This window comes from Nitrospira sp. Nam80 (assembly GCF_965152575.1).
The window spans coordinates 1754650-1766820 of the sequence record NZ_OZ224216.1 but is presented as its reverse complement, the minus strand read 5'-3'; the positions used below and the strand labels follow the sequence as shown (position 1 = coordinate 1766820).

Here is a 12171-nt window from a genome sequence, read left to right as displayed (position 1 = left end):
TTCCTTCAGCCCATCCCGCTACTTGCCTCCGGCAGCTATCACACCAGCCTGAAAACTGCTGAGGAGAGCATTGAGAGTTTCCGTGCTCAAGGATCGAGCAATGATGTCGGGGCTATTGAGAAGACCGTTTACTGTCAGGTCGCCGTACACGGTCAACAATGGTTGAGGCTCACTCGCCCCGGCGGGGACCAGATACTCGAGCTTCAAGGAAGGACGAAACAGCCCATCGTCGGTCGTGATACCGATTGTGAACACACGAGGCTGTTGCGGAGGGGGTACGGCCACCTTTCCTAGATCGAACCGCAATTCGTCGTTTCCGTTGCTCGCCACTCGATAAATAGACGGATAATCCCGGTTATCGTTAGAATCAACTTGGGCTGGTTTGGTGAACTGAACCGCCCCACCTGCTATCTGGAGGTTCCCATACACCGTCGTCTCGCCTCGAAGATAATTATTGTCTTTCACATCGATTTCGAACCGCGGTCGAAGGTCAACACGATCCGATTCGACGTCCTGCGGCGGCACGAAAACGGCGAAGGCCCGATCACCCGTTGCCTTGTAGACGTACATTGTCTCGTTGACCTGGCGTTGCTCATCCTGCGTCGATGCTCGGCCCACCTCGACTCGTGTCGCGTTGGCTGGATGATCAATCACCTCAGCGAGCAGTCCGACGTATGGGCGATCGGATGCATCAATGAGAAATCGCTTCTCAGGATCCTGCTCTTCGGGAGCATATGTCACACGGCCAAGATAGACCGGCCACACCACTAATGGATCATCGGGAGTTTCTAGCGGCGCAACCGCGTCAAGAACGGCAACGGGAACATGTTTAGGGCGGCGCGCATTAATTCGGCTGACGCCGGCGCGCTCCAGGACCAGGCGAGGCGATTCATCTGATCGGTAATAGTCGTCCGAACGATCGTCGCCGCAGGGGAGATAGCTCACAGGGGCACCGGCACCTTCTACCAATTCATAGTAGAGCCAGACATCGAGACGATTGGAGCCGAGGCGCGGGAATTCCTCAGCCGAGATGGATCGCTTGGCCTCAAGCACCAACTCACGGCCATAGCCGTCAATCGCCATCCCGGGACGAACGACAAGCGTCCCCTCCTCCTGCGTAACCTCGAGACCGACTACGATTCCCCAACGGTGGTGGCCGTTATTGTGACGCCGTCGCAGTGCGATCTGATAGGCTTGTTCGTCCGCAAACTCCTGGCGACGCAGATACTGTTGTTCAAAGTAATGGACGCGACTTGGAGACTTCTTATTGTTCATTGTCGTCCTTCTTTTTGATGGCGCACTACGTGGTGGTGATCTCCATTATCGGCTCAATGTTCGCTCAACCAATCTCGTTGACTACAATTTCTTTTGACATTTCCTTTGCGGCAACGGTCAGGCTGTCTGCTCGCATCACCACAGTGACTTCGATTGATAGATTGCCTGTTCCAATCGGAATGCCATTATGAGCAATTTGAATGGTTTCGGTCCCAGATGGCCCAATTCTTTGAGGCAGATTCTGGATGATCGTAGGGCTCTGTGGTGCGTTGCCCCGCACCATCCTTTCGATACCGTTTATCAGTTTAAGCTCGGTTCTGCTCAAGTTGCGAAGCGACAAGTCATATGACCAATTCGGGTCTGGACCAATGGAGTCCGGCAGATTGAACGTAATCTTGATAAGGGAGGAGCTGACGGATAACACCCCTCTGGTGAATGCAAATACCATCAGGTTGTTAAAAAGCTGATCTCTTGGGTCCGGTTTCACCGCCGGCAGCCGAAGGGTGCCTATGACATTGATCATGGGAAACGCTTTTCCTGTGTCTGTAATCTTCCCCCCCGGCAATGCAACTGTGCCGTTACCTAGCATGGTGAGCCATGGCTCGAAGTGGCTCGGGGAATGTCCGATAGTAACGCGGCGATTGTAGTCTTCTTCCTTGAAGGGTCCTCCAGCGATCCGAACTTCTTCAATCGGTGCCTGATCGCCTGGCTTCACCCGAATGCAGTAGATGTCTCGCGGCGAGGGCACGGGAACGGCCGTGCCGGGCTTCAAGATGACGCCCTCCGGCAGCTTCTTAGTTCTCTCCGGCTCCCTGTCGCAGCCGCAGAACCGCCCCGTGGGTTCCGCTCCTTCCGGCGTGAATCTCAATGTGCCGCCCACATATTCCAGGGATGATTCGCGGTCATCAAACACTGGACCGCGATTCAAATCGTCCGGCTCAGCGGCGTCATCCTTCGGCCGGTGGTGTTCCAACAAAGCCAGAGGCATTGTCCCAATTTTCTTCACGTTGACGAGCTTAGAGTTTTCATTGAATTGTCCCAGCAAGTTGCTTAGCCTCCGGGCCTTCACTCCGATGTCTAGGTCCAATGTATCCTCAACCACCTTCTCGCCAGGGCCGGCCTTGCTTCGAAAGGACACTTTTAGAACCTGCTTGCCACCTTTCTTCGGTTCAAGGGCCGCCCGCCATCGGACATCTGCCCCAATAGATGACTTCAGTTCGGCCTTTATTGGAGTTCCTCCGCTCGGGATCGGAATGACTGCTGCACGTGTGGACCCGGTAATGGTCACATTTCCCCAAAAGATCGGATTGCCGTCGCGATCAATCGCAAAGCGATTCTGCAGCATGCCATTTGCTACCTGCGATGAGATCCGGAAATGATACGGATCGGCGAGATTCTCCTGCCCGACGCGCATCACGGTCTTCCCTGACGGCGCGGCAATATGCGAACCGGGCACTCGCGTAAATGGCGATTGAGAACGCGTTACCCCTAATTTGCCTTCCTTATTCCATTCAATGACGCCAAGCAAGACAGGCCACAGCGGTAGTCTGGATGCTTGTCCTGCAGCAGTTGCATGGGTTAAAGACACTTGGAGATTTGGCACAGGCCATTTTTCAGAACTGACGTCCACTTCCGCCGAATCTTTTATGCGGGGCGCCGGCGCGCTCCCGCACGCGCCGTACGGGCGTTCGCAATAAAAAAGATAGACGTACTGCGGCGCTGGGCCCGGCTGAAGGGTCAACGTCACACTTTGAAAAAGGGCAAGCTCCCGTCCATACCCGTCAATCGCCAGACCGGGCTGCACAGTTGCAGTGCCATTCTCCATTGAGAGGCCGAGGCCCCGCACAATGCCCCACCCATGAGGTCCGATATGGTGGCGGCCCGCGAGTCCGAGCAGATAGTTCTGCTCCGCTCGAAGATCAACAGCACGCAGTCGCTGGCGTTCACGAAAACGAGGCCGCCATCGTTGGCTCATCTTGGCTCGCCCTTCTCAAATGCGACTACACGTTCCCGTCCACAGAGATCCGGATACCATTTAATGACAAGCTGAGAACCGTATGGGGCAAAGATAAGATCCTTCTCAGAACTTTCCCATGCTGAAACGGTATGCGGATCGATCTTACCTCCATCGATAGTAGTAAACCCGGATCGCGCAAGTTCCTGCCGTACCTCGACCTTCTCATGCCAAATGTATTGGGAGAGATTGACGTGGCCGGGATATGAAGGCCAGCAGTCGCCTCCAAGGGATCTGCGGTACGGTGGATAAGAGTCGATGTAGACGACCTTACAGATCCGGCAGTCATCTTCCTTCTTATCCCATATCCACACACGAGCAAGCGGCACGCCGTCGCCCTCGCAGGGATTGTGTTTGCAGGCATCGCAGAAGCATTGAAAGTAGTGATTTCGAAAATCTTGAAGGATGTAGAAGACCCAGTCTACATACCAGGTATCGCCCCACTTCTCGTCGCGTATCAGATTGCAGAGGCAGTCTTCGACAAAGCAGAACGAATGAAGTTTGCCACGAATATAGTCGAGCATGCTCTGCGGCGATGACCGATGTCTTGCTAATTGATCCAATAGATCTTTGAGCTTCCGTCTATACGTCTCGTCGGGCAACGTTGTCGGAATGGCGCATGGGTCTTTAATCTCTTTGGCGATGAGTGTTCCCTTTTCCCGGATGCGCGTGAACTGGCACTCTCCCATGGGAGCACAGCTTCCGCTTACTAAGGCCCTTTGCCCCCCTGTCATCTGCTCATCAAAGCGTAGACAAAGATCGAAGGCCCGAAGCTCTGAAAGCGGAATGCATCCGAGGGGCGACGCAACCGCAGGTGCCTCATAGCCCGGTTGCTCCGTGCCCCCGTACGGCCGATCCGGCTTCCGTTCGCGACAGCACGGGTCGTTCGGCACCTCGCATTTGAAGTCATACCAGGCCGGTTCGCACAGCACGACGTCACGACCGCAGCAATCCACGGCATACCCCTTGGCGACATAGACGCGCGCTTCTTCTTTTGATTTATGGCTGCATGTCACTTCCAGTCCACATGCGACACCCCATCCCTCACGGAACCGCTGAAGTGCGCTCTTTCCTTCCACCCAATCCACCAGTGACTTCAAATCCCTGTCTGTGAGCAGCTGTCCGCCATAGAAATTTGGTCGCAGCAGACACTCCAGCTTGCAGCACTCCCCCTGGTATTCAGAACATCCGCAGCGGCCGCCGAGGGTCACATGGGTTTGTGTGTCACTGTGTGTCTGATTCATAGCGTACCCTCCTTCTTCATCCGCTCGCACTCGTGCTCATCCAGAACCGTCACCCAGCTTTCGAATGTACCGCCGGCGACGCCGTCGTTATTGCCATCCACCCGAACGCCATGACAGTCATAGAGAAAATCGCATTTCAGTGTGATCCACACTATGTGGCCCTCGAGATATTCATAGTTGTCACGGTGATGCCGTCGTGGAGCAATCTGATACTCTGCCTCACACTGGTTGTCGAGTAATCTAGGCGGGTTTTCAAATGTGGCGAAGTCAAGATCTTCCTGCTGTCTACCAAACTGAACCAGGAAAATGGCTTCATTGATCCCCCATGGGCCGGGATAAGGTCTTTCGTCTGCCTTCCGAAGTTTTCTATTGAATTTCACCACGAGTCGCCCCCTATGCTGCTTGAACCAGCCAGGCGTCACCACACCGCCGTGCGGCCAGTTGACGTGAGCGATGTGCGTGAGTCGTGTGGGGCCATAGGGCAGTTCAGGCCGCCCCTTCATGATGATTTGCTGGTTCACAACGGGCTGTCCAGGACGGCCGCAAATGATCGCCAGAGGGATACAATGGTCAGGCGGGCATCGCGGCTCGATACAACTCCGAAACCCTTCACTGCAAGGATCGCCGCAGTCGTCTTCGGGGCACGGTGGACCCGGGACGATCAGCGGATGGTCGCTGCCGCGTTGCTTGTCGTGTCGGCCCGGCTCCGTTGAACCCGTTTCTTCCGACGGAGGCTGTGATTCTGCAGTCTGCTCGGTGGAGTGTTGCTTACCTTCCTCCGTGTGCTCTTGGCCTTGCCGCTGTGTCTCCGGCAAACAGCCGCCATACTGGTTCTTCCATTCATACCGTGGCAGATCGGATTCGGAAATCCATCGCCAGGAAAGCTTCCAAGCATCTTGGTATCGACCGTAGTCCGTTTTCGTTTCGCTGCAATCACCTTCATGATGGAGAACCGCGACCGGTTCGATTCTTCTTTCGTCGTAGCAGAGGCATAGCAGGAGCAGAGGGCGGCTCTCTTTGTAGTCCTTCCACGGGATTTCGGGCATCCCCTGCTCTTTGCATGTAGGCGCGCATTCGACCGCGATCTCTCGACCGCAACAGTCCACCGCGATGCCGGGTGTCAGTTCGACGAACCTGTTTCGGCAATCATGACGGGCATGCTGTTTCACCGTCAATCCACACACCACACCCCAGCCGTGCAAGATGCGATTGTGAAACAGCCGATGAGTGCGGTGATAGGCCTGTTCATCCCGAAAGTCCCGCGCCGTCAGATGTCGGCCCATGAAATAGCGTGCGCGCTCTTGCATCAAATCGTCGCATTGCACCTTATGATCAAGACCCTTAGACGGTTCCATGCCGGCTCTCCTTACTCAATCGAGAATCCAATCGCCCACTCTCGCAGTGCAGTCTAGAACCGCCGGCCCTGGAGTGGTGTCTCGCGATAACACCGTGCCTTGGCCCAGCGTATTCACAGGCTGCAGGCTGGACGCCGGTTCTTCCGGCTTACCAGGAAGCCGCCAAGGCGGTCCTTCGCCGACGATCGTGTCAAGTCCTACCGTGGATTGAATATCGACGCGTATTCCAGGGTTCACGAGGCACAACTCATAATTGACATGTGCCGGCATTTCACTCTCGATGGCGCGACGCAGTAACCGCTCTTGCTCAGCGGTGCGGACCCAAGAGGCTGGCAGATAGATCCGCACCCGGTGCGCGAAGTAGTGAAACAGATCGCGCTCTGGATCCCCGGTAGAAACAACCTCCACTTCACCGAGTTGAGAGAATCCGCCGAATTGCAGTCTCCTAACCACGCCATCGCTCCAGAGGGGCTTGGCGATGCCCAGCGTGCTGCCTCCAGGCGTCGAGAGCATGAGATACTGGCGCTCGCGGAATCCTTCTAGGATGGCGGGAAACGCCGTTTGCGCCACAACGTCCTGTTCCTGACCGGTGAAATTCGCAAGGTAAATGGACAAGTACTCGCGCAGCGCCGATACGGTTCCTCGACGGGGATAGATTCTCGGGACTGTCCGGAGAAGTTTCCGGTTTTCATCGGGCTTCCAGCTTCCTTCGAGCTGCAATCCCAGCCAGCTCGCGAGGTATTTCATCGGTGCGCCTTCCGGCACGGCGTCGGGATCAAAGTACGCTTCAGATTCGTCTACGCGGCGATCGATCTCATCCCATTCAGTCTGAAAGATGGAGAGAAAAGAATCGAGGAAGCGCCGCATCGGTTCATTGGCGGAATACAGCGGCGGAAGATATTGGAGATATGATTCGCGGGGATAATGGATACGGAGACCGCGAACCACTGGCGACTCAAACCCATCACCGCGCAGCCTGACAAGCAAGGAACAAAACTGTCCGGCACCGCCGTGAACAAGGAATTCATCGACGCGTTGGCGTGTGCGCTCCGCCGGAGGTGGTTGAGCCGGCGCCGCAACGGCGTAAGCCGGCACCCATCGCGGATCACTACCGGTAAGAGGAGCCTGTTCTATGTCGTGGTAGGCGAAGGATTTCACCTCGATTTGCGTGCCGGGCGGCATGCTTGAGAGCATCATTTCTATCCGGTGCCATTGGCACTTGTAGAGTCCGCTGTCGAGCGGCTGGCTCAACCAATAACCGTCGGTCGGATATGGCGGATCGTCTTGCTGTGTAGAGGGTTGGTTGCTTCCTTCCTGTGGGGAAATGGGGGCGGGCCATTGAGCCGGGCTGGCCCCCAACAATTTGCCGCCGCGGCCATAGCATCTCGACCCTTTTGCGCGGCTGTCAAAAACGAGGAGACACCCATGTTCATCCAATGTAATCCGGGACCAGCGGGAATCGGAGTCTTGAGATTGAATCAGTGGTGAGAGCGCTTCGCGGCCGTAAGTATGCGTATAGATGGTCTGATAGCGCCGGTCGAGTAAGAAAACACATCCCGTGTCGCCCGCGATATCAACCGGATCCCAGGCGGCGGGATCGGATGCCGATACGTCGTTGCCTTGGGCGTCGCGAGCTCCCCACCGGTGTCGGAGTTTTCCATCCGGCGTATACGCGACTAGCTCCCGCTGCGCTCGATTGATGTCGTAGCTCAACCGGTCGAACCGATACCGAGGCACTGAAGGAGCGGCAGGAGGCAATGGCGCCTTGGCGGGACCTGTGCGGGTAAGAGATAGTCCTTCCGTGCGACTATCGGCAACGCCAGACTTTAGCGAAGTGCGCCAATCATAGCCTGCGCCAAGCAACCAGGATTTAGGGCCATCGGGTACCATATCGTTTATCGATTCACGGCTGGTGTGACTACAATGAGATGGCCTCGTCCGTAGACAAGCTCGCCTTTGTCCAACACAATCTGCCCCAGACCGTCATGCAGGCGACCATCGACGTAGATATTCAAATTTCTTACCGCGGCCACATCCGCATCCGCGTCTAACACCTCTTTATAAATGCGGGTAGGATAGAGATCCTCGCCGAACTTCCAGATCTTAGGATCGAGGAATTTATCCAGCGCTTTACTGACATTGCGGGAGACGGTATCGAAAGCCGCATTGGGGGCAGCCTCCACAAAGGCTTCCACGCGAATCTCTTTGTAGGTTGGGCCCTTGACGTAGACTTCAGTCGTAATCAGCCGGCGTGGTTCGAGGCGGCGGCAAACCGAGGCGATCAGATCGCTCGAAGGCATCGGCGGTGTCTCGCCGGTATCGGGCACGATCACGACCGTGACAGCGCCCGGTACATCGATGCCAGGAAACTCGGGATGCGCATTGGCGATGGCCGTGGCATTGCTGACGCCCCCGGCCTCCTGTACGAATGAAATAAAATCGTCCGCGGTTATCGCGCGTTCCCTCCGTCGCACAATGTTCGGAGCGTCGCGCTGCAATTCCTGAATTGTCTGCTCGTCGGCGCCGCCCACGGCTGGCCGTTCGTTTGACACCCTATCGACGCCGGTCAGGACGGATAGTGGATTTGAAATGGTTCCCGCGCCTGCTCGGTTGGCACGCGCGCCGCCGCCGTGACGAAACTCGTCCGCGATGACGAGAGCCCCGGCCTCAGGAATACGGCCACGCTCCCCGTCGCCGAATCGGATGGTGCCTTCTGTCGAGTTCAACACGAAGTGCGTATCAAGAGGTCTAGAACTGAGAAAATCATGGACCCTTCGCCACTCTTCAGTTTGATTGTTCTGCTCCGTCACAATCCGAAGAGGGTCAGGCTGAACAGGCTTGAACGGCAATGGGAAGATCTCTTGAGGCTGCCCTTGGCTCTGACCGAGAATGCTGCCGCGTACTGTAACGAGATTTTCGGCGGGCACGGTGTTCGGGCGAACGAAGTCGACCTCAGGCCCCATCCCGTTCGGATAGCGTCCGCTGTCGAGCCGTGCGCGAATCCAGTAGCGGGGATCCGCGCCGAGGCGAGGCTCCTTGGATGGCTCAATTTCGCGAGGGCCTTCGACTCGGATATATCCTTCACGGGTGAATGCGGCCGTTTCATCGGCGAAGACATTCAGGCGCTCCCAATCGGCTCCCTCCCGCGGCCGGTATTCCCATACCATATTGACGGGTGGAGGAACGGGGACTTCATCCACTCGTCGCGCCCGGTCTATCCTGGTTTCTGTTGAGAGAAACACTCGAAAGGTCATCTGTTGAGGGAACGGCACGAGATTCTCCACCCTCTCAAAACCCAAATACAACGCGCTGCCCGGCTCGGCGAACCATCCCAGAGGCCGAAATTTTGTGCCGGGCTTCTCGTTCGCCGACGTCACATTGACGATCGCTCCGCCGTCGGAAACGCCCACTACCACAAGAGGAGCTTGAATCAGATCAATCGCCTGGGTGGTCTCGAAGATGACAGGGGGACCACCGTCTGGGGTCTGCGCAGAAATTTGCGACCGCATTGGCACCGGCTCCGCCACTTGGCTGGATTTTGTAAAAAACGTCAGGTGAGCCGAAGCAGGTTTAGCCGGCCTGAGTTCCATGCCGAGCAACTGGAGAAACTTGATGTAGTTCTTTCGCGGAATCTGGTTCATTTTCACCAACATCATCTCCGACAGCCAGGCGAATAATTGCAGGAGCGTGATACCGGGGTCGCTGTCGTTAAAGTTGGTCCACTCTTTGTTGTAGCGAGGAATACGCAAGCGCAAGTCTCGGTACAACTCATCAAACGTTCGATCATCCAGCTTTGGCTCTTCGTTGGCGAGCGGCATAATGGCCTCTACGGTTCAGCTCCTTCGCGCAGGAAGAAAGGGTACACAAGATTGAACAGCGCGTTGTTGGATCGAATTCGATAATCAATCCAGATATTCAATCGATTCCTCTGTTCCTCCGGCGACTCAACGCGAACGTTTAGTACGTCGACTCGCGGCTCCCAACGCACCAGCGCCTCGCGAACCTTCTCGCGGACCATTCCTCGCAATGTTGCCGTATTCGCTTCTCCGACCAACTCGTAAATGCCGCAGCCGAATTCCGGCCGCATCTGGCGCTCTCCTTGGCTTGTGCCTAAAATGATTTCGATGCTCTGGCCTACTGCCTCCTCGTCGGACACATATCGCAGATTGCCGTTGGGATTTGGCATGACCGGAAATGCCCATCCTGTCCCGAGAAATTCTCTCTGTTGTTCAGCCACCGATATTCACCGTCCCTACAGCCGCCACCGTGCCGACTGGCGCATCCAGTGGATCATTGCATGTGAGCGCCGTATCGCCGGATCTTGCCGCCAGTTTTCCGTTGATCAGGACCGTCGCACTGCCCGTAATGATCGTCCCGCGGTTAGCCGGAGGAATCACAAACGTCCCGCCTTGCGGAACATGCGGCGGCGTGTTGGTCGCCGTGCTACCCACGGTGGCTGCCGGCCTGTTTTGAATGTTCACGTTGGTACTGAGGCCTCCGTCGATTATCCCGTTGAACGGATGAGGCACGGCAACCGGCGGCGTGGTCCCCGGGGGTTGAATGAGGTGCATATCCACCGCTGCAATTCTGTCTCCCTGTTTTGCCGCCGGTTGTCCCATGCCGTGCCTCAGTTGATGTTCACGACGCTGGCCTTGAGGCTCATTTGGCCCCCTGCCTCCAGCGTCATGTTGCCGGACGCCTTAATTTCCGCATCGCCGGCTTCAATCTGCACCTTGCCAGCGGAAGCCTTGATCTCGACATTGCCGCTGTCGCAGTGAATCTGAATCTTATCGCCGGAGCTGTCGATAACGATTCTATGTTTACGATCTTTGTCGATCACTTCGATCCGCTCAGCGCCTTTCGTATCGTCAAACTTCAAAACGTGCCCCGACCGGGATTGAATAAACCGCCAATTATTTTTTTCAGCATTCCCATCATCCGGCGGTGGCGTGTCGGTCTTGCTCCAGAGCCCGCCTAATATGTAAGGCCGACGCGGATCTCCCATTTCGAATGCGACCAGCAATTCGTCATCTACCTCGGGACGGAAAAAGAATCCTCGGTTTTTTCCCGCCATAGGAGAAGAAATTTTTGCCCAGGCGCTGGGCTGATCGCCGAGATACGGAAACCGCACACGCACGCGCCCGAGACCGTCAGGGTCTTTCAGATCGGTGACAATGCCGATCAAGATTCCGTTCTCTCGCTGCACTACAATTCCTCCCGCCGACATTCGAACTGTGTGGTATATCCACTGTCAGCAATCGTATGCGTGGTCGACACGACAAAATAACGTCCGCTGAAACGGCTGCCTAGGCCTTTCAATTCAAGCACCACCCCCGCCCGTAAATCGGGAAGGCCGACGGTTGAACCCGTCCCTTTCACCATTTCTTTGGCGATGCCTTCGAGGATCTGAGTTGCCAAGGTCCGAGCCTCGCTCTCACTTTCGACCGGTTTTGTGGCCACAACCTCAATTTTGTTCTCGAATGACTTGTCGATCTCCGGCTGGCCGCCCTTGACGCCGACACCTTTGGTTACAATTTGGGCGCGTGTCGCCGTGAACTCTATCTTCTTCTTCTGAAGAGGGTCCCATCCCCGCACGGTTACCTTCCCCACTTGATTTGCGGTGGTTAGCTCGGGCTGGAATTCGATGAGTGATGTCCCGTAAGTCAGGTTATAAGAGAGCCGGCGCACATCGGTGGACCTTTTAAACTTCAAGACGCTTTTGCCGCCCTGCAGCGGCTCATCGATAAAAAGGTCGTAGCCTATTCGTCGGGCGCGTTCCATGAGGAAGATAATGTCGTACTGGTTGTCCTGAATGAGATACTTGAATTTCTCCTCGCCTTTATCTTCACCTTCCACTTCAATTCCAAGGCGGGCGCCAATTTGTCGGGCGATCTGTGTATCCGTTAGATTCTCATAGATACGCGACTCCTGTTGCGCCTTGAATTTGTAGAGGGTATTGAGACCACTGATAGTCAACGTAGATCCGCCACCGGAAGGAAACGACGGCCGCAAAGAAGTTATTTCTCCCTTCACCATGAGACGCAGGCGGTTCGTGCCGTAGTAACCCATCCAGAGCTCAAGTTCTTTCCCCGGATCGAATAAGTTCGCGTCGCTGTATTTGAAGGTCCGTTCAGCAGCATCCCAATTGTTGATCGTGATGTCGAAGCTATCGAGTTCCTGAATGTTCTCCTTATACGAGACCGAGAGGATGTCCTTAATCACGTCTTGTCCCTGGGGGCGACCTTGAATCTTGACCTCAAAGTAAGGAACGTAAAAGTCCCGT

The 12171-nt window shown here is 55.8% G+C and carries 10 protein-coding genes; all 10 read right to left on the bottom strand.

The genetic code is table 11. From position 1 onward, the window contains the following. Positions 1-18: 18 nt before the first annotated feature. The 10 genes from ACWGXE_RS08315 to ACWGXE_RS08270 all read right to left on the bottom strand — a co-directional run bounded on the left by ACWGXE_RS08315 (position 19) and on the right by ACWGXE_RS08270 (position 12110). Entirely contained in the window at positions 19-1275 is a 1257-nt protein-coding gene (locus tag ACWGXE_RS08315; RefSeq protein ID WP_447602828.1) for a hypothetical protein, read from the bottom strand. Between the two features lie 64 nt (positions 1276-1339). Beyond that, positions 1340-3079 carry a hypothetical protein gene (locus ACWGXE_RS08310; RefSeq protein WP_447602826.1) on the bottom strand — a complete coding sequence of 580 codons (1740 nt, stop codon included), beginning with the start codon at positions 3077-3079 and terminating at the stop codon, positions 1340-1342. Positions 3080-3246: 167 nt separating this feature from the next. Next, on the bottom strand, positions 3247-4533 hold the full coding sequence (locus tag ACWGXE_RS08305) for a hypothetical protein (protein WP_447602825.1): 1287 nt from the start codon (positions 4531-4533) through the stop codon (positions 3247-3249). After that, complete coding sequence (locus tag ACWGXE_RS08300) at positions 4530-5888, bottom strand: hypothetical protein (RefSeq protein ID WP_447602823.1); 1359 nt, start codon at positions 5886-5888, stop codon at positions 4530-4532. The genes ACWGXE_RS08305 and ACWGXE_RS08300 overlap by 4 nt, the downstream gene beginning before the upstream one ends. Before the next feature lie 15 nt (positions 5889-5903). Next, positions 5904-7625, bottom strand: a complete 1722-nt coding sequence (locus ACWGXE_RS08295) for a phage tail protein (protein WP_447602821.1) — start codon at positions 7623-7625, stop codon at positions 5904-5906. 158 nt (positions 7626-7783) lie between these two features. Next, entirely contained in the window at positions 7784-9706 is a 1923-nt protein-coding gene (locus tag ACWGXE_RS08290; protein ID WP_447602819.1) for a putative baseplate assembly protein, read from the bottom strand. 8 nt (positions 9707-9714) lie between these two features. Next, positions 9715-10125: a GPW/gp25 family protein gene (locus tag ACWGXE_RS08285; RefSeq protein WP_447602817.1), complete on the bottom strand. Its 411-nt coding sequence runs from the start codon at positions 10123-10125 to the stop codon at positions 9715-9717. Beyond that, entirely contained in the window at positions 10118-10507 is a 390-nt protein-coding gene (locus tag ACWGXE_RS08280) for a PAAR domain-containing protein (RefSeq protein WP_447602815.1), read from the bottom strand. The genes ACWGXE_RS08285 and ACWGXE_RS08280 overlap by 8 nt, the downstream gene beginning before the upstream one ends. Positions 10508-10515: 8 nt before the next feature. Continuing rightward, positions 10516-11094 carry a phage baseplate assembly protein V gene (locus ACWGXE_RS08275; RefSeq protein WP_447602813.1) on the bottom strand — a complete coding sequence of 193 codons (579 nt, stop codon included), beginning with the start codon at positions 11092-11094 and terminating at the stop codon, positions 10516-10518. Next, a complete protein-coding gene (locus ACWGXE_RS08270) occupies positions 11094-12110 on the bottom strand; it encodes a phage late control D family protein (protein ID WP_447602812.1) in 1017 nt (338 codons plus the stop codon). Before ACWGXE_RS08270 ends, ACWGXE_RS08275 begins: the two co-directional genes overlap by 1 nt. Positions 12111-12171: the final 61 nt, after the last annotated feature.